General features: G+C 40.9%; 17 protein-coding genes. All 17 read right to left on the bottom strand.

Going from position 1 to position 18,100, the window contains the following annotated elements:
• Nucleotides 1–39: 39 nt before the first annotated feature.
• A complete protein-coding gene (locus Q3W13_RS13650) occupies nucleotides 40–1,056 on the bottom strand; it encodes a glycosyltransferase (protein ID WP_302864664.1) in 1,017 nt (338 codons plus the stop codon).
• The gene (locus Q3W13_RS13645) at nucleotides 1,053–2,048 is read right to left on the bottom strand and encodes a hypothetical protein (protein ID WP_302864663.1); all 996 of its coding nucleotides are present in this window, start codon (nucleotides 2,046–2,048) and stop codon (nucleotides 1,053–1,055) included. Before Q3W13_RS13645 ends, Q3W13_RS13650 begins: the two co-directional genes overlap by 4 nt.
• Entirely contained in the window at nucleotides 2,045–2,980 is a 936-nt protein-coding gene (locus Q3W13_RS13640; RefSeq protein WP_302864662.1) for a glycosyltransferase family 2 protein, read from the bottom strand. Before Q3W13_RS13640 ends, Q3W13_RS13645 begins: the two co-directional genes overlap by 4 nt.
• A 674-nt stretch (nucleotides 2,981–3,654) precedes the next feature.
• Nucleotides 3,655–4,626: a hypothetical protein gene (locus Q3W13_RS13635; RefSeq protein ID WP_302864661.1), complete on the bottom strand. Its 972-nt coding sequence runs from the start codon at nucleotides 4,624–4,626 to the stop codon at nucleotides 3,655–3,657.
• A gap of 285 nt (nucleotides 4,627–4,911) precedes the next feature.
• A complete protein-coding gene (locus tag Q3W13_RS13630) occupies nucleotides 4,912–5,889 on the bottom strand; it encodes a glycosyltransferase family A protein (RefSeq protein WP_302864660.1) in 978 nt (325 codons plus the stop codon).
• Complete coding sequence (locus Q3W13_RS13625) at nucleotides 5,889–6,899, bottom strand: glycosyltransferase family 10 (RefSeq protein ID WP_302864659.1); 1,011 nt, start codon at nucleotides 6,897–6,899, stop codon at nucleotides 5,889–5,891. The genes Q3W13_RS13630 and Q3W13_RS13625 overlap by 1 nt, the downstream gene beginning before the upstream one ends.
• Nucleotides 6,889–7,797 (bottom strand): hypothetical protein, encoded by a 909-nt coding sequence (locus Q3W13_RS13620; protein ID WP_302864658.1) that lies wholly within the window; start codon nucleotides 7,795–7,797, stop codon nucleotides 6,889–6,891. Before Q3W13_RS13620 ends, Q3W13_RS13625 begins: the two co-directional genes overlap by 11 nt.
• Nucleotides 7,798–7,818: 21 nt before the next feature.
• A complete protein-coding gene (locus Q3W13_RS13615) occupies nucleotides 7,819–8,568 on the bottom strand; it encodes a glycosyltransferase family 2 protein (protein WP_302864657.1) in 750 nt (249 codons plus the stop codon).
• A 64-nt stretch (nucleotides 8,569–8,632) separates the two neighbouring features.
• Nucleotides 8,633–9,505 (bottom strand): glycosyltransferase, encoded by an 873-nt coding sequence (locus tag Q3W13_RS13610; RefSeq protein WP_302864655.1) that lies wholly within the window; start codon nucleotides 9,503–9,505, stop codon nucleotides 8,633–8,635.
• On the bottom strand, nucleotides 9,502–10,326 hold the full coding sequence (locus Q3W13_RS13605; RefSeq protein WP_302864654.1) for a glycosyltransferase family 2 protein: 825 nt from the start codon (nucleotides 10,324–10,326) through the stop codon (nucleotides 9,502–9,504). The genes Q3W13_RS13610 and Q3W13_RS13605 overlap by 4 nt, the downstream gene beginning before the upstream one ends.
• 3 nt (nucleotides 10,327–10,329) lie before the next feature.
• Nucleotides 10,330–11,481 (bottom strand): glycosyltransferase family 9 protein, encoded by a 1,152-nt coding sequence (locus Q3W13_RS13600; RefSeq protein WP_302864652.1) that lies wholly within the window; start codon nucleotides 11,479–11,481, stop codon nucleotides 10,330–10,332.
• Between the two features lie 123 nt (nucleotides 11,482–11,604).
• Nucleotides 11,605–12,444 carry a DUF5672 family protein gene (locus Q3W13_RS13595; RefSeq protein ID WP_302864651.1) on the bottom strand — a complete coding sequence of 280 codons (840 nt, stop codon included), beginning with the start codon at nucleotides 12,442–12,444 and terminating at the stop codon, nucleotides 11,605–11,607.
• Nucleotides 12,437–13,690 carry an ABC transporter ATP-binding protein gene (locus Q3W13_RS13590; RefSeq protein ID WP_302864649.1) on the bottom strand — a complete coding sequence of 418 codons (1,254 nt, stop codon included), beginning with the start codon at nucleotides 13,688–13,690 and terminating at the stop codon, nucleotides 12,437–12,439. The genes Q3W13_RS13595 and Q3W13_RS13590 overlap by 8 nt, the downstream gene beginning before the upstream one ends.
• Nucleotides 13,691–13,692: 2 nt before the next feature.
• A complete protein-coding gene (locus Q3W13_RS13585; RefSeq protein WP_302864647.1) occupies nucleotides 13,693–14,556 on the bottom strand; it encodes an ABC transporter permease in 864 nt (287 codons plus the stop codon).
• Nucleotides 14,549–15,670 (bottom strand): glycosyltransferase family 4 protein, encoded by a 1,122-nt coding sequence (locus Q3W13_RS13580; RefSeq protein WP_302864645.1) that lies wholly within the window; start codon nucleotides 15,668–15,670, stop codon nucleotides 14,549–14,551. The genes Q3W13_RS13585 and Q3W13_RS13580 overlap by 8 nt, the downstream gene beginning before the upstream one ends.
• Nucleotides 15,663–17,453 carry an asparagine synthase (glutamine-hydrolyzing) gene (asnB, locus tag Q3W13_RS13575; protein WP_302864643.1) on the bottom strand — a complete coding sequence of 597 codons (1,791 nt, stop codon included), beginning with the start codon at nucleotides 17,451–17,453 and terminating at the stop codon, nucleotides 15,663–15,665. Before asnB ends, Q3W13_RS13580 begins: the two co-directional genes overlap by 8 nt.
• 123 nt (nucleotides 17,454–17,576) lie before the next feature.
• Nucleotides 17,577–18,092, bottom strand: coding sequence for a UpxY family transcription antiterminator (locus tag Q3W13_RS13570; protein ID WP_302864641.1), 516 nt, complete (start codon nucleotides 18,090–18,092; stop codon nucleotides 17,577–17,579).
• Nucleotides 18,093–18,100 lie beyond the last annotated feature (8 nt).

The following is an 18,100-nucleotide window of genomic DNA, read 5'->3' as shown; positions in this document are numbered from 1 at the left end:
CATTCTTGAAAACCGTAACAAATAACCTTTAGCAGGGCTTTACCTTGACTTTATAAGATTCAAATATTCGCAGGCAATTGTACTTGCATCGAAACGAGCCTGCGCAATTTCCCTGCATTTTTTACGATTGATGCCATTTATCTGCTCTACAGCAACCAGCATTTCTTCGTAGGTGTTTATTCTTATCCCGGTTTCATTTGTGACCACTTCAGGCACCGCCCCCCGCTTAAAACCTATAACCGGCGTGCCGCAAGCCATCGCCTCGATCATTACTATTCCAAAAGGCTCATCCCATTCGATAGGAAACAGCAGCGCCTTCGATTGCCGTAAAAAAACATTTTTTTCAGCATCATTCACAGCACCAACATATTTGATCTGAATATTATCCACAAAAGGTTTGATTTCGGTTTCAAAATAGTCATGCGCGTCCGGTGGTATGTTTCCGGCAATAATGAGCTTGTTGCCCGTTTTTATGGCGACCTTAACGGCGGTATGAGCCCCTTTAATCCGTTCAATCCGCCCCAAAAAAATCAGCGGGGCATTGTTATCTACATGCTCATTAAGTTGATATTTCAAAAAGTCGATAGCATTGTAAACGGTTTTCCACGTTCCCGCCACGTTCCCTGTGGATACGCAATAATTACTACAGGCTGTAAATATTAAATTCCGCGCTGAGAGGGCCGATATTATTTTTATTCCCTCTGCTGATATATCCCGCTGATATGACATCACTTTACACACGCGGCTTTTAACGACTGGAAGGAGATAAATTAAGCGGCCAAAGTTATGTATCACGTCGAACGCCTGATGGTTGCGGTAAAGATATTTCCATACAAATAATATTTCCTTATTTCTCGCTGCTTTCGACCTGTTAAGATCGTTTACACCAAAGATTATTGTTTGCCCGCTGCAATCTGAATCCGGCCCTGCCAGTAATGTAACGTCATGACCAAGCTTTATATATTCCTCCGCTAACAGGTAAACCACCCGTTCAATCCCTCCATACAGCGTAGGCGGAACTGGTATCCCCGGATCCATTATCAACAATATCTTCATGTCAATTCCTTTTCAACTTGTTGATGTATATCGATGTATTTCCGCGCACAAATCTCAAGGGTAAGATTCTCTAATATATAGTCTCTGGGTCTGAACGAACCAAGCTTTTCCAAAAAGGATTGCAAGTTTTCCTCAAAATCATCTATGGATTTAAATTTCGCACCGCAACGTTCGTCCCAATACGGGACTGAAGACACAGGCCCAAACTGAACTTTATGCGGATAATAATAAGGGTCTTGCCAATAACCTCCACGATCCCAGGCCAGAATAGGGGTATTGGTAGATAAAATTTGCTGATAAGCCAGGCCTTGTGTTTCGTGCTCGCACAGGAAAATTGCTGCGCGGGATTGACTAAGTTTATCCATCAGTTCGTTGTGTGTATAACTGCCATACCTAATCATCTGATGAGATAAATTATGTTGTTTCAGCACGCTTTCTATCGGACCGATCAAAGCCTTTTGGTAATTTTCATGCTCCCATCGAACTTTGTCGTATATTAGAAAATCATACCTTTTGTTCCCCCGATCAAAGGGTTGCCAGTACCCGGTATCCACTCCCGTGGGCCATGCAACTACTTTATCGCCGTAATAGGCCTCAAACATGGTTTGCATCCATCGGCCGGGAACTAATATTTTTTTTATTAAAGGATGCTTGATCAACAAATCAGGTGCTTCAATGGGATGAGAAAATACTCCGGCGCCAAAAATTATCGGATTTCGCCATTTTTGTTCAGTAAGCAAATGCGGCTTTCCGATCACGCAGGCAATTTCATCGGTGTGTTTTCTTATGTATGTATAATCGTTAAAGCGATACGGCACACCTATCTTTTTTAGCCCCTCTATTAAATTAAGAGCCACCATCATAACGCCGCCAGGTTTTGGTTTTCCCCTCACAATACGACGAATTAAATGGCGGGGGTAACGATCAAATTTCACCCAACGGTCGGGATCTGGTTCCTGGTAAAATAAATTAAGGGGCTTCATGTATTTCATCGCAAAAGTAAAGCCCGCCTTAACCGTAATAATTTTTCAGTCGATTTAAAGCCTATGCGCCTGTATAAAAAGCCCAACGCGCCTTTTTGCGGAATTTCAAAGTCCGGATCAAGTTCAGCTATCCAGTCTACAACCTCATTTGCCGCCTTAATATCATTAATCGCAATCCAGTGGGCCAGAGGCCACAATACGGTGCAGGCTGCTTTTTTATAAGCGGTGGTCAAGCATTCTCGTTGCCGCAGTTTATCCAATATTTTCCGGTATATCTGCAGGTGCTGCCAGTTTACGGCTTGCAGTTTTAATCCTGAATAATTCCCTTGCATTTGTTGTTTGTGCTGCACCCAATAACCGGCATTACCTTCCACTATAGCCATTTTCGGTTTCAATAAGGCAACTTCCAGTAGAAACATTCTGTCTTCTCTGAAAGCAAAATCAGGCCGACGGGGAACCTGTTCAACTAAATCTCTCTGAAAAAGCATACCTAGGAAATGGCTGCCGTAACCATTCCCTAATTGTACTTCCATAAAATCCGCCCAATCGTTAATATCAGGGTTAACTGTTATAGCCCCCGACTCATAGTCAAAAATATCGACGCGAGAGCAAATAAGGTCCGCTCCCGTTGCCACAGCTTTTTCAAATTGCTTGTCTATAATCCCCTCGCTCAAAAAATCGTCGCTATCAAGAAAACGGATATATCTCCCGCATGCTGTTGCAAAGCCCTTATTAACTGCATATGTCTGTCCCTGGTTCTCCTGCCTGATACTGATTATATCCGGTTGTTGTTGCAACCATTCCCAGGTTCCGTCGTCACTACCGTCATCAACAACTATAATTTCGGTTGCACACTTCGTATTCCGGCAGCTTTCCACGGCTTTTGGTATACACCATAAGCGATTAAAAGTTGGAATAATAACTGAAACGCTGATATCCATCGTCACATCAAATTAAGCCGACCGGCTCCGTAATGATTTTTCTGGTTGTTGTGTATTCAAAATGTTTCTTCAGCTTTAAAAAGCCGGACTCAATAATCTTGTAGGACAGTACGGAGATTATGAATAGCAACAAAACGTGTATTAAGTACGCAGTTGGCGGTACTGTTATAATCTTTAGTACGCTCGGCCCTATTTGTATTTTTTTTTTGTAAAAATCCTACAAATTGATAATAATAATGGGGCAATTTAAGGTGATATAAATAGATTCCGTAGCTGATCTTTCCAACGTTAACCAGTATCCTATTATTGAAAATTCTATAAGTAAACAGATTATAGTTTTGGATGGTCACATACATGATAGTCGCCACAGAAATTAAGGAATTGACTACCCTGATCCAGCTCAAATTAAAAACAATTTGATGTATTAACAACAATAGTATACATATCGGCAATAGTACTTTGACGTTAATTATTATCAGTTTGTGATATCGTTGATAACTTTCTGTATAAGCATATAAAGCACCAATGCCAAATGCCGTAACGCAAGGCATTAACAGGTAATAAGAGTATTTGCCGTAATAAAGTTGTAAAATAAACGTACTGGCAATTCCCGGCAGAATTGCCAAGGCCCGTAATACATCCAGCCCTTTAATATACCTCATTTTACAACACAATCAGACACGTTCAGACTGGTGAACTTTCCGGACTCCAAAAACACTTCTAAAAATTGGTCGCAAGGCATTTTTTAAGAATACTTTAATTCGTTCCGGATATTCAATAAACAGGCGGCCCTGCAAATTGGTCAACCAGTTTAACTGATGGTTTAAAGCTTTTTTTAAACGATAGACTTCCCTTCGGTAAGGGTAGTGCTGGGTATAATAACCCAGAAAGTGAACAATTACCGGGCTCACCTTTTCAAATGGGTACCAGGACTGGTGCAACAGGCTTGGCGCAGGCGGATTGATCAGCAACCTTTTGCCTTTAATAATATCCAATCGATAACGACCGGGACAAGCCTGAGGATCGCTCATAAAAGTGCTATCGTCAATAACGGGCGTCATGCCTTCAATCTGCATAGCTAAAGCCATTAAAACCTCGTCATTGGGCCGGTTGCGTAACCGCACAAAACCTATCTCGTCATACTCACCTTCCAGCGTTCGAGCCAGCTCATAAACTTTTTTAGCTTCAGGGCCGTTTTCCAAATAATAAATACCTCCGTTGAATTTGGGGATATGCGGCAAGTTAAACCGCCGGCATATTTTATCAATATCGCCAAACCATTCACCGCCGGCTATATAGTTACCTGATACGGAAACCTTATGTCCATTGAATGCTTCGAATATCTTGTCGAGTTTGCTGAATATAAGACAATCACTGTCTACAAACAAAGTTTGACCCTCCGGAGCCAGCTTGTCTAAATAAAGTTTAGGTGTAAAACCAACGCCTAATTCGCCGGGTCTAATAGTCACTACGTCAATTTTACCTGCAATATCTGCAGGTACTTTGCGTGGCATATCAGTCACTAGTCTAAACTTGATATCTGTTTCCGGATGCCACCATATAAACGAGCGCGCCAGGTTTGCGGCCAGCTCCATATACATCTGTTTTCCTGTGGCAATGGTTAAAATCCAACGCCTGTTACTCATCTCTCGTCATTGTTTTTACTGACGAAATTATCCGAAAACAGAACTCGTAAGCCAGAAAAGAAAGGCGTTTTAATATGCACCGTCGCGGTCAATATGCTGTGAACGTATCCTTTCCAAAGTATCAAATCAGGATTAATATAACTGAATGAAGCCTTGTTAAATACCCCGTCAACGGCCGGAATAACCTGGCTAAATTGATAATTGCAGGCTTTAAAGAAGGATATGACAGTATTTTGCAATAGCAATTCGCGCCTTTCACAAGTAAACATTACGAACGTGATTCCGTTATTTTCCATGCCTGTAATAGTCTAAACGGCGCATCAGCCGCCAGCCGAATATTTTTGACAAAAAAGTACTCAGCGGCCCTGCCTGGTATTGCGACGGCACTTTGCCAAGTTTGTCGGACATTTTACCTGCATAAGCTGATAATTCTTTAAATTGCGGATAGGTATCTATTTCAGCGCATTTATACAGGCGGGCAAAAACCCGGTTCAAAACCACCATATTGGCATCCGAATTTCTCAGATGATCAAATTTTAAATCGATAGCTTTAACCTTGGATCGATATGCCCTTTCATTACGCCAAGACGACAAACTTTTTGAATCAGCGTATTTACGATAATAGCAAATACCACGGTCGGCATGTATAATTCCTTTCGACGCCAATATAACACGGCAAAAATACTCACCATCATCATCCACGCTTACCTTTTCGTTCCATTTTCCAGCCCTGTCTAAAACAATACGCGGGCACAACCATGAATGAATCGGGACCATACCACCATATTGCGGCCCGATTAAGGCGCCTCCGTATAGTTTAATAAGGAAATCGACCGGATCTTCCGAGCCTTCAGCGATCCAATGTGGTGAGGGCTGCAGTTCTGAAAAATCTTCGTTATCGATAAAATAGACGGTGGAGCAAGTGCATACGTAACCAGGTTTTTGTTGCAGCAGCTTTAGTTGCAGCTCGATTTTTTCTGGCCCTATAAGGTCGTCCGCATCCAAAAACTGGATGTATTCGCCCCTGGCTTCATCAAGTCCCTTATTTCTGGCAACTGAAGCACCACAATTTGGCTGATGAAATACTTTTACATTTTCTGCCGCCAAACTTTGAGCTATAACTGGTGAATCATCCGTAGAACCATCGTCAACTAATATAAGCTCAATGTTTTTATAGGTTTGCTGCAGAACTGACTCAACGGCAGACCTCAGGTATTTTTCAGAATTATAAACAGGAATAATAACCGAAACGAGAGGATCCATTAACTATTAAAGATTTGCCTCCATCGTTCCGCAGTCGATCCGTTAACTGGCTGTTGATTATTTTTAAACCAAGGCTCGCGCAGATATTGTAAATACAATTGGGGATCTGAATCCACTTCAATAATATGCTCTGTCAACTTACTGAAATCGAGCTCATTGAACTGCAACCAGGTTTTTGCGCCGCGCAAATATGCTTTTAGTTTCCGCTTCACACGTTGCCGCGGGTTTTTCAGGAATGCCGGGCGCATATCCTCAAAATCCATCTGTCCCTTTTTGGTTAACCATGTAATCATCCCTGCATATTGCTCAGGCAGGTACTCCCACGCATTAATAAAACTTTTAGTATTGAATATCTCACCTATGAAAGGATCCCCGCAGTAAATGGGGATGCTGTTAGCCTGCATTGCATCATAAAGCTTTTCGGTTTGGTAGCCCGGAAAAATATCATTCTCAAATGCAATAGTGAATTTATAGGGTGATAAAAACTGCTTTTTTATTTCCCATTTATTTCCCTGGTATTGGCTGTCAATACCGGGCATGTTATTCATAGACTTTCCGGGTGCATCAACTTTTTTATAACCGGATAACTGTTGGAAAAATGCTTCGCGGTAGGGCACCCGGTTGGAATACAAAAAATTACAAAACCTTATTTTCGAAGACATTATGGCTTTTGGATCGTAATCTTTAGGTTTTATCAGCACACGTGCATCAAGCCCGTGCCACTGGATACGTTTATACCGTCTATGGCCTATATGCTCTTCGCGCGGCACACCAAACGCCCAATCGCAAATAGTCATATCAGGCACAATGTTTTCGCAGTAGTAGCCAACGCGAGTATATTTTCCTTTAGCGGGAATGTCATTGCCATAAGGCCCAAAAACAATAAAGTCGGGGTTGTCGCTGTTTACGAATTCGAAGTCATCAAGAAGTTCGGCAAGTATTTCCGGAACCGCACTTTCAAACAGCAACCCGTTCTGAAATTTAATTTTTATCCTTTTTCTATCGGGCACGTTTACGAAGCAAGCGTCTGGTTAACATATAGGTCGGCCATATTATAGCCGAAACAAAAAAATCGCTCAGCCAAACCGGCGATTTATATTGATAATGCAACTTCAATCTTAGCGCATCGAACAGCCACGGGTTTCTGTTATAATTTCCGCTACCAACGTGCAATATAAGAGGACTGTAAGAGCCGTCAGGTAACCACGGTTTATGTTTTTCTTTACCGGAAACGTTACAAAATACAGGCGGACGTTTAAAAACATTCAACCGTTCATGATAAGGGAACTGGACCAGGTCGCTCCATATATTCCCGTCGTCAGCCAAGGGCTCAGTCTTATATTTCGATAATGCTACTGACAATAGCGGCTCTTCATTAATTGTCTGGCCAAGCGCCTGGAACTTTCGTGGCAAATTGAACAGATCCAATGCATAATTAAATATGGCCCTGCCTTTATCGTTTTTTACGATGTAATATAATGCTCCGCAGTAACGTATCAAATATGGAACGGCATATTCTCTGCAAACCGAAGCTATGTCTTCATCAACCCATTCTCCGTCATTTAATTTAAGACCTACAACGGATGGCCCAGTTTTATCGAAGGTTTCAAACAGCGATTCGATATTTCCATAGATCAGAGAATCGGCGTCAATGAAAATACTGTAGGTTGTCGGGGCAATATCTATTAAGTGAAGCTTAAATTCCAAACCTTTACCTGTAAACCAGCTTGCCGGAATAATTTTTTTAACCCAGGGTAAATCTGAAGGAAGATGGAAATCACTGGGCGATGCAATGGCGAATGGGATCTTCTCTCCATTATGAAATTTATAGGAGCGAGCCAGAGCAAATGCCAGCTTTAGGTATTTCGCGCCTGCGGCGTATGTAAAAAAGCAATTTTCCTCAATCATCCTAACTCTTCGTCCTTACCATTAGCTCCTACGGATTTTATCGATGACTCTACTCCAGATTGGAACACTATCGTTGCCCCATTTTTCTTCATACACCGCCTTTTGGTCTTCTGTGAAGGCGGTAAACTTTCCCGGTTCAATAGCATTATGGGACTGATTACCTAAATGGTCAACCCGCGATGTTGTTACCAGTCCGTGCTTAATTTTATGTTTTAGCAAAGTCCTGCCGAAGTCGCGGTCGGCATACCAAAAGCTGAACCGCTCATCGAGCGGGCCTATCTTTTCTATCAGCGCGCGCTTAATAAAAATACACCAGCCCGTTAAAATGCCATTGAATATATTGGCCTTTGTGGCGGTTACCACTGCTTGTTTAGGCGGTATTTTTAGACGAGGATGAAAAAACTTACAATAAGGATTTGCGGATAATAATTGCGGATTTTCATGCATTGCTTTCAATATTTCGGTAGCCCAACGCTTATGAAAAATCAGGTCGTTATTGCATAGGCATACATAAGGCGATTTGGTTAAACCGATACCGATGTTAAGGTATTTATTAAACCCGAATTCCTCCTTCGGGTAAACCGTTTGCGTATGCTCAAACTGGTAAGTGCTTAAACTCTTGTTCGATTCTATAACAACTATTTTAAAAGCAATCTCCTCTTGGTCTTCGGATGCTAAGAGCGAACTAACGGCCTGCTGCGTTAAAGCTTTTAGAGCTTCATTTTTCGCGTAGCTTAGTATTACGATGTCGATGTTAACCTTTTGGTGCACGCTGTTTTCAAAAACCGATTAAGTAACTCAAACATACCCAATGTATTTATCCTTGGTCATCATTTCAAGGATATTTAACTAACCACTTATACAGGTATTTGGCTAAGTATAAAGGAGATTTATAGTGAAAAATCTTTTTGAAACCCAATAACTTTGAAATTGCAAGACGATAAACTGCCCTATGAGGGTAATTGTTATAGATCAGATTATATGCAAACTCTTTAAGTGTCTTCAATTCTGCATTACGTTGTTCGTTACGGTTTAATTGTATAACCGAAGCAGGTAATACATTTTTCCATTTATTGTTGAAAACCAATGCGTTTTCACACCAGCTTTTGTCCATTCGACCTATTGTAAAATGCCTTAGAAGAATATCAAAAACACTATACAGCTTATAATTAAGCTGGTTTATCTGCATACAGGTATCAACATCATAAAAATGAAAGCCTGCATAGTTGACCGTATCAAAACTTATCTTTTCAAACAAGGACCGCCTGATGCACATCCATACACCATCGAGCAACAACACTTCATTTTTGTTGTTGACAAGCTCACTTACCTGGATTACACCAGGCTGGTCACTATCACTGGGCAATATGAACTGGTTAACAAGCCCGGTTCCCCACCATGAACCAGGCATGTATGCTGCATAAGGCGTACCAGCAATGCCAATAGCCCCGGTTTGTTCATCGGCAAAATGCGTTGTCACATTGTGGCCCCAGTTGAGTGTATGGTATTCAATATCATCATGCATAAAACATAAAAGCGGGTATTTACTTTGTTCCACTCCGATATTATACGCCTCTGAAATGCTGTATTTATTTCCTGAATTATCAATGGTGATAATCTCATAAGTCGTACCTATGGTAGTAGAAATGTTAGCCTTTAGACTATCGGAAATTTCGGGCGTACGTGAACAAATGATGATCGATATCATGCAAAAAGAGATTGCATCTTTAGCTTGCCATACACCAGCAAAAGGTATAACCTTTTTCCCCAATTAATATGCACCTGTCCTGATAAAGCGGCCTGTTTTACATAAAGCCTCAAATCCACAAATGCGTTGGTATGCATCTTATCAAAAAAGTAAATAACGATATTATCCAGCTTTTCTTTTTCAAATAATACGTCTTTTTGCTGTGTACTTGCACCGCCCAATGCAAAATTTGCGACAATGGTGTCAATGTAATGGAACTGATAAACGGCAGCACAACGCAGGTTAAAATCATAATCAGCAAACACCGGATATTTTAGGTTAAAATTGCCGATCTGCTTAAATACGCTTTTATGGTAAAAAATAGACTGGTGACAAATGTTATCACTAAATAATCTGCGCAGGTCAAACTCCCCTGCATGAAACAGGCCTTCATCATCGCTTTCACCCGCTTTGCGCATGATCACATTCCCGTATAGAACTTTGGCATCTGTTTTTAAGATTTCCCCCGCAACAGCGTTAAGTACATTTTTGTTATACAGCGTATCATCGCTGCCCAGAAAGTATAAATAATCGCCTTCAGCTATCGCGATACCCTTGTTCATGGCATCGTAAATACCTTTATCCGGTTCCGAGAATATTTTTATCCTCAGCCTGTCTTTATAATTTTTGGCAAGGTTTGCCGTATCATCAGCAGAAGTGCCATCCATGATCAGCACCTCAAAATTTTTAAATTCCTGCGCAGCTATGCTATCTAAACAACCGGTAATATTTTCAGCTGAGTTGTAAGTTGGGATAACAACTGAAAATAAAATATTGTCCATTAGCTATGCTGGCACTTTTAGCAGTGGCGCTACAGCCTGCCAAACCTTATCTACCTTTACCACAGCTATGCATGGGTACGTTCCCAACTCATCTACCTGGTAAATACAACTCCAATTGCAGTAATAACAGTCCAACTTTTCATATACGCAAACCAGCTTATCTGTCATTCCATCCGGATAAGGTGCAAAGCGGTCAAAATGCCCGCCGCCAACAATGCAAACTGCATTAGTATCAGTGGCCACTGCAATATGCACGGCGCTGGTTTCATTGGTAATTACTAACCGGGCAGCACCTATCTTTCCAATCAAACCAGAAAGTGATAATTTATTGGTAAGATTAACCACGCGTGCAGGATCAGTATTTACGACCAGATAATCAGCAATTTCCTTTTCGGCACCTGCCCCCATCAAGTAAACTGTTTCCTTAGTATTTTGAAGGATCAGGTTAATCAGTGATAAAAACTTTTCACCTTCCCAACGACGCCTGAATACCCCGGCTCCGGGAAAGATAAGGATACCCTCTCTTTTTGCTTTATTTACTGGCAGTAATGGCCGGTCTCTTAGTATCCGTTTATTTAATACCTTTTCAAAAAAAAACAGGTTCCGGTTAAATTCAAAATGGCATTCCGATGGCAGAGTCAACTTTTGTGTGTAAAACTTATCAAATTTAGCTTTATGGCGGGCAATTATACCTTCGGTATCTCCTTCGAATCCAATATTTTGCCTACCTGCTGCTAGTGCCATAAGGGCATCGCCCAAAAATGTCCGAGTGGAACTTGGCTGCAAAACAATGGCATAATTTTGTCTGAATAAAACCCAACCTGCTTTTAATAATTGCATTGGTGATGAAAGTAAGAGTTTAGCGTTGATATCATATTGATTATTCAAATATTGACTATCATTTGCAAAAACTAAGTCTTTCAAAATGTGATTGAAAACCAGATCAACCTGATACCCTTTGAAGGCTTCGCTTTGTTTTACTTCTTCAATAAAGTTTCTAAATAATATATAGTCTCCTATAGCGTCGACTCTAATAATTAACAAACGCTTTTGGTAAGGACGGAAACCGGAAAGAAATCTAAAAAGATAAGGAAACTTAAAGCCAACAAAATGAATCGCAGAGTTTAAAAGTTTCCCATTCGATTTAAAAAACATTTAATAACTCTAAAAAATAAAAACTACAAATCGAACTGACATATTAGAAGCAATAATTTAGATCAGCTTAATAGGAACTTTTTGTTATTAAAAGATATTCTCATTAACCATAAGCCTTCTAACCTAACTGTAAATCTTAATAAATGAACTCCAAAATTCAGGTTCATATTTTTCCCATGCATGACAACCGAATGGTAATTGTTTATTGATATTATAAATCATTTCTGAATTTATCTCCGTCGAAAATCTTGCTGCGGTTAGAGTATCTGGAGCTTTAAACCACCTGTAATTTTTTTTTATAATCTCTCCCCAAAATATATCCTCATATAAATTTAATTTTCCGAGTAAATAATGGGAATTATTATCAAAGGTTAAATTTAAAACAAGCCTTTTAAAAGAATGTCTCCCTATTTTTTTAAAAAAAATAGCTATAATAGTCTTAACAGGCATTATATATGAAAAACGGTATAAAACTTTTATGTGACTTTTAACTTTCCTTAAGGAAAACCCTCCATTGCCAATACCTAAACAAAATGGTAATGAGTCGCCATTATTTTCTTGGGCAAACCAAGGTGCACCTATATAATCATAATTTTGGTCACACCAAAACTTCAATTCGTCTTTAAAAACCCAAGCGTCCAATTGATATATCAATAAATACTTATAATTTTCAAATCTTTTATAAAACACCGGACGACATAGCAGATTATTATATCCAGCTATATTTTTAAAATAATAACTATCAAAAAAAGTTATTTGATACTTATGCTTACCTGCAATTTTCCTGTACTCCGAAATATCGAGATCTTTAAAAGTAAAAAAGCAGATCGGATATCTTGAAAGAACTGAAAACACTTGCATTAAGGAGGCTTTTTCAGAAGCGGTTAAAGACGGTTTATAAATAGGGATAGTTATAATCACGCTATCATCATAATCATTGTCGATTATTATTGTATTACTCATGCGTCCATTTGCAATTTACAAATACACACCCAATGTCTGCATTGATATACTGATAAAAGCTACTCCCAGTTTCTTTAATTTTAAATGTAAGTATGTCTTTTAGTAATTCTATAAACTGTACGTTAGGAATATGAATAGCGGCTGTAATTGTATATTTACCAGGTACAAGAATACTGTTAGGTATACAAATATTAATTGCCCCTTTTTTATCCAGACCAAGAAATGGATTTAGGTTATTTTCAGTAACAAATATAACCCGTCCAAAATGATCGATTATCGTAAAACTTATTTTAGCTGATGCGTATTTTAGGGTTGTCAAAAATTTGGCAGAAATATTTATATCATCCGAGATTTCAAACTCATTAGCTTCCTCGCTCTCATTATTTTTTAAAATAATACTGCTAAAGCCATCAGTTATTAAATTACTGTTGTAATACCTGCCTGAATTTTCTTGTGCATTTGTACTAAAATATGCTTTTATGCTTTCATTTACGTGCCCTTCAAAATAAACCGACCCTTTATCCAGCACAATAGCCCTTTTGCACAAATTATTGATGGCGCCCATGTTGTGGCTTACAAACAAAACCGTACGACCTTCACCCCGGCTCACATCACCCATTTTTCCCAAACATTTTTTCTGAAATTCAGCGTCGCCGACAGCCAGCACCTCATCTACGATCATAATCTCGCTTTCAAGGTGGGCAGCTACTGCAAACGCCAGACGCACGTACATCCCCGATGAATAACGCTTTACCGGGGTATCCACATAGCGCTCCACCCCCGAGAAGTCAACGATTTCATCAAACTTTCTTCTAATCTCAGCCTTGCGCATACCCAGTATGGCGCCGTTCAAGTAAATATTTTCGCGTCCTGTTAAGTCGGGATGAAAACCGGTGCCTACCTCAAGCAAACTGGCCACCCGGCCCTTCAGCTTAACCGATCCGGCGGTCGGCGCCGTAACACGGCCCAATATTTTAAGCAGCGTGCTTTTGCCCGCACCATTACGGCCAATTATGCCTACGGCATCACCCTGTTCTATTTCAAAGTTGATGTCCCTCAAGCTCCAAACCACGTCGCTGGTGCCTTTTACTGAGCGGTCGTTGGTTTCCCCTATCTTTAAAAACGGGTCTTCCTTTCCGCGAAGCTTAGCCCAAAAGCGTTCCAGATCACGCGACAGGGTGCCAGTGCCAATTTCGCCCAGTTGATATGCTTTTGAAAGGTTTTCAGCTCTGATTACTTTCGCCACAGCTATACGGTATCTACAAAGTTGCGCTCAACGCGGTTAAAAATAATGATGCCCAGCAGCAGGATCAGGACGGTTATGATGGCCGATATGCCAAGCGATGCCACTGTAAATGTTCCCCGGCCTAAAAAACCGTACCTGAAAGCCTCAATGATAGATGTCATTGGGTTATACTCAACCAGCCATTCGTATTTAGGGAATTTCGCCTTCACGGTTGATAACGGATAGATCACTGTAGTGAGGTACATCATCAACTGTATACCGAAGGTGATCAAAAATGATAAGTCGCGGTATTTGGTGGTTAGTGCCGATATGATCATGCCAAGCCCCAATCCAAGCATTGCCATCAGCAATAATAAAAACGGGAATAAAATAAGCCCGGCATTCATGTGTAGCGTAACCCCCTTTGCCATGTATGCGCCCATAACAATAAAAAACAAAAGCATCTGTACACAAAACCTTACCAGGTTTGACACCACAATGCTCATGGGCACAATTAATCTTGGAAAATATACCTTCCCAAAAAGGGCGGCATTTGCAGTAAAGACAGTAGATGTTTTTGTAAGACAATCAGCAAAATAATTCCAGGCTGTTATGCCTGCCATATAGAAAAGCGGCTGTGGCAAACCATCGGTAGATATACCGGCCAACGTACCAAACACAAACGTGTAAATTACCGTAGTAAATAATGGCAGTATAAAAAACCAGAGCGGCCCCAGGATAGTTTGCTTGTAAAAGGATACAAAATCCCGCCGCACGAGTAAAAAAAGCAGATCGCGGTAACGCCAAATGTCCCTCAATTTTAAATCGAATAAATTGCCATGTGGAGCAATCTCAATGTCCCAGTGCTGTTCGTCTGCGTTAGTCATCGGCTAACATTTTTTCCAGTGTGTCGATATAATCGTTATCATTGAACTCGGCCAGGCAAGCCTGCCGCAGGTCTTGACGTCGTTCAACAGTGAGGGGGATATCAAGGTAATTACATATCGCATTTTCGAGTTCCGCAGGGTTATCTGCGTTAACTGCCGTTCCCAGCTTACCGTTACGAATCGCATCGATACTACCGTCAGCATTTCCGCATACCACAGGCAAGCCGCAAGCTAACGCCTCGATAAAAACTATACCAAATCCTTCTTTTTTACTCGGCAAAACAAACAGGTCGGCCAGCAGGAAATGTGCGGTTATTTCTTCTTCGCTGATAAAGCCGGTTAGTATAACGTCGTTGTCAACTTTTGCTTCAGATATAAGCCGATGTATCCTGAGTTCTTCCTGATGATCATACTGACCTGCAAGAATATATCGTATGCCAGGATAGCGCTGCTTCAGATTACATAAAACCTTTATAACCTGGTCATGTCCTTTATATTGTTCGGTCGAAGCCAAGCGGGTTAACGTAAATATAACGGGCGTTTCAGCGGTTAACCTGTACCTTTCCAACAATTGTGCCGGTTTCGCAAAATTTTCCGGCAGCCTCATAAAGGGGTCAATCGCATTGTTCAGCACCTGGCATGCCTGCTCACATAACTTATGCCTGCTCATCATTTGTCCTTTGGTAAAATTGCTTACGCAAACTACCTTGTCGCAACGTTTTAAAAACATTTTTTTGGTTGCAGATAACGGGCGCCATACTTCTATGCCGTGTGCTATAAGCCATACTTTACTCCTGGGTTTAATAAGTTTAATTAATAATCCAATAATCGCAAGATTAACGTGGCTGATGATAACTATATCCGGACGCTTACGCAACAGTATGGTTTTTAAAACAAATGATGTACGGCTTCCGCCAAATCCGACAAAATTTTCAGCGGGAAGGTATTGCAGCATCAGGTCTTCATTAGAGTCATAAGCCGACCAAAGCTGAAAATCCCACCCGCAACGCTGTGACAGCACATTTAACGAATGAGCCATGGTTCGGGTCATCTTTTGAATGCCGCCTGTGGTGCTAAAAGTTTGTAAGGTGTATAAAATAACCTTTTTAGTCATTTAACTGAATCTGGTAAAGCGCAAAAATCTTTGACCAGTGTAATCGCCCCTCTTTGAAAGATTTTACAAGATTCTGCGCAAATTCGCCCTTATAAAGATTTTTATCGCTTATTTCGGAATGCGTTCTCATCCATTCTTGCAACGGAAACGTAAAACCCATTTTGGGTCTTTTCCAAATGGCTTCAGGCAAAAGCTGACTAAAGCTGTCAAGTAATATTTTTTTGGGTTGATAGGCATTAAACCGGATGTCTGGCGATATATTTTGCACTAACTGCCTGAAGTCCTCATCCAGGAAAGGAACTCTCACCTCCAAACCATGTGCCATGCTTAGTACGTCCGTATCACGAAGCAGCTGATTCTGCAGGTATAGATTAGTTTCAAACCACGCTGCATGTTCTTTATTGTAAGAATTTAAAACCTCTATTACTTGATCGCCGAATAAAATCCGGTTAACTTGCTCTTCATCAGTGTCTAATATGCGGGCAATATCTTCTGGCACAAAAAGGCCGCGTAATAAAAGATAGTCGGCCAGGGGGTTATTGTGCGTCAGGAACGAAACTTTTCTATACTTGTCTGTTTTGAAATACCTGGCTCCTTTTAAAACGAATTTAGGAAGCCTGCGCAGGTATTTCAGATATTCAATGCGGTTAAACGACGGATATCCGCCAAAGAGCTCGTCGGCGCCCAAGCCGGACAATACCGCTTTCAATCCGTCGTCATGGGCATATTTACTGATAAACCAGGTATTTATACCATCGGTGGTAGGTAAATCCATACCGCTGAGAAAGTGTGGAAAAAACGATTCAAAATCCTGCTGTTGTACCAGGTGTGTAAAACATTTGCCGCTTAAGCGGCTCTGTACTTTTTTTTGATACAAACGTTCGTCATACTGTTTCTCATTAAAATAGATCGAAACAGTTTGCAGATACGGATGCAGTTCACTTGCCACAAGCGACAGCAAACTCGAATCGATACCACCGCTCAAAAAAACCCCTATGGAAGCATCGGAGATAAGCTGCCGGCTTACCGCAATTTTAAAAGCATTATTTATTCGGTTCTTCGCAATATTCGCGTCTTCGATATAATCATTCGCAGTTGCAGAGGCGATGCCATAAGGCGCTAAGTTATAGGTGCTGCTTTTGTGGCACCACGATAACGTATGGCCCTTTGCAAGGCTGACAACGTTAGCTAATGTAGTGTATGGCTCCGGAATATTGCCGAAAGCCAAAAATTTAACCCGCCATGATGAATCTGACCTGGTTGCAATCCCTGCAGCTTTAAATGCTTTTAATTCAGACGCAAAAACGATGCCGTCAGCAGTTGCATAATAATACAATGGCTTTATGCCGGCAGAATCTCTTACTAAATAAGTAACTGATCTGTCAGCGTCATATAAAGCAAAAGCAAACATGCCCCGTAGCCTGGAAAAAGCCCTTGTTCCCCATTGCAAATACGCCGCCAGAATAACTTCGGTGTCGGTATCGGAAAAGAAAACTGCGCCGGTTTTAATCAATTCCTCCTTTAGCTCACGATAATTGTAGATTTCTCCATTAAAACTTATCCATACCCGTTTGCCGACATCAGGCATCGGCTGATGCCCTTTATCACTCAAATCTATTATTGAAAGCCTTCGGTGCCCTAGTACAATGCCAGCCTGTTCGTCCGCGTAAATACCATTATCGTCCGGCCCCCCATGCTTCATGGCATTACACATAACAGCAACATTTTCCCTGATCTCGTCTGGAGATAATTTTTCGGAAATTATTCCGGCAATCCTGCACATAATTTGTGTTTACTCACAGCTTCGCCACGTAAGTCACATTAACCGGTCGCAACTTATTAATTATCAATATTTTATATAAACCTTGTTTAGGTATACACCTAACAAGATTAGTACCCTCATTCTTTAAAACCGGTCTATCACCGACGTTGCCATGTAAACAACTATTGAATACCCCAGGTTGTCCAAACGCAAAATCAGTTGTTTATTTGAACGATATGATATCATTTCGCCAACAAGCCCTTTAAGCGGACCTGCTTTTATTTTGATTTTTTCGCCTGGCTGCAAATCCTCCACGGTAACCTCCAACTCATACGGACTAGCCATCAGCAATTTTAAATCATCTATCTGCCTTTCGGGCATGGTGGCAATTTTTCCTGAAAAATATAAAAACCGCGAAATACCCCTGGTCATCAGCACCTCCGCCTGTTCCTGCTCCTTTATACGAACAAAAAGATACGAGGAGATAAAAGGCTCATCCGTCCATTTCTTCCGGTCACTCCATTGCTTAAGGCGGCGCTGCAAAGGCAGGTAGGTTTCAATCCCTTTATCTATTAGTGCCTGGCAGGCCTTTTTTTCAGCGCGGGGATGAGTATATACAGGGTACCACTTCGTAGTATCTTTGGTTATCGTTGAAGCCATAAATCAAC

The organism is Mucilaginibacter sp. L3T2-6 (assembly GCF_030519355.1).
Taxonomy (GTDB): Bacteria; Bacteroidota; Bacteroidia; order Sphingobacteriales; family Sphingobacteriaceae; genus Mucilaginibacter.
The sequence above is the reverse complement of the archived record's forward strand: the minus strand, read 5'-3'. Positions and strand labels throughout refer to the sequence as shown.

Bases quoted from the DNA above. Each gene is read 5' to 3' on its own strand.
- Q3W13_RS13610 (WP_302864655.1), bottom strand. From the start codon at position 9,505: ATGATATCGATCATCATTTGTTCACGTACGCCCGAAATTTCCGATAGT.
- Q3W13_RS13620 (WP_302864658.1), bottom strand. From the start codon at position 7,797: ATGATTGAGGAAAATTGCTTTTTTACATACGCCGCAGGCGCGAAATAC.
- Q3W13_RS13635 (WP_302864661.1), bottom strand. From the start codon at position 4,626: ATGAGTAACAGGCGTTGGATTTTAACCATTGCCACAGGAAAACAGATG.
- asnB (WP_302864643.1), bottom strand. From the start codon at position 17,453: ATGTGCAGGATTGCCGGAATAATTTCCGAAAAATTATCTCCAGACGAG.
- Q3W13_RS13580 (WP_302864645.1), bottom strand. From the start codon at position 15,670: ATGACTAAAAAGGTTATTTTATACACCTTACAAACTTTTAGCACCACA.
- Q3W13_RS13585 (WP_302864647.1), bottom strand. From the start codon at position 14,556: ATGACTAACGCAGACGAACAGCACTGGGACATTGAGATTGCTCCACAT.
- Q3W13_RS13600 (WP_302864652.1), bottom strand. From the start codon at position 11,481: ATGTTTTTTAAATCGAATGGGAAACTTTTAAACTCTGCGATTCATTTT.
- Q3W13_RS13645 (WP_302864663.1), bottom strand. From the start codon at position 2,048: ATGAAATACATGAAGCCCCTTAATTTATTTTACCAGGAACCAGATCCC.
- Q3W13_RS13650 (WP_302864664.1), bottom strand. From the start codon at position 1,056: ATGAAGATATTGTTGATAATGGATCCGGGGATACCAGTTCCGCCTACG.
- Q3W13_RS13605 (WP_302864654.1), bottom strand. From the start codon at position 10,326: ATGGACAATATTTTATTTTCAGTTGTTATCCCAACTTACAACTCAGCT.
- Q3W13_RS13570 (WP_302864641.1), bottom strand. From the start codon at position 18,092: ATGGCTTCAACGATAACCAAAGATACTACGAAGTGGTACCCTGTATAT.
- Q3W13_RS13640 (WP_302864662.1), bottom strand. From the start codon at position 2,980: ATGGATATCAGCGTTTCAGTTATTATTCCAACTTTTAATCGCTTATGG.
- Q3W13_RS13595 (WP_302864651.1), bottom strand. From the start codon at position 12,444: ATGAGTAATACAATAATAATCGACAATGATTATGATGATAGCGTGATT.
- Q3W13_RS13630 (WP_302864660.1), bottom strand. From the start codon at position 5,889: ATGGATCCTCTCGTTTCGGTTATTATTCCTGTTTATAATTCTGAAAAA.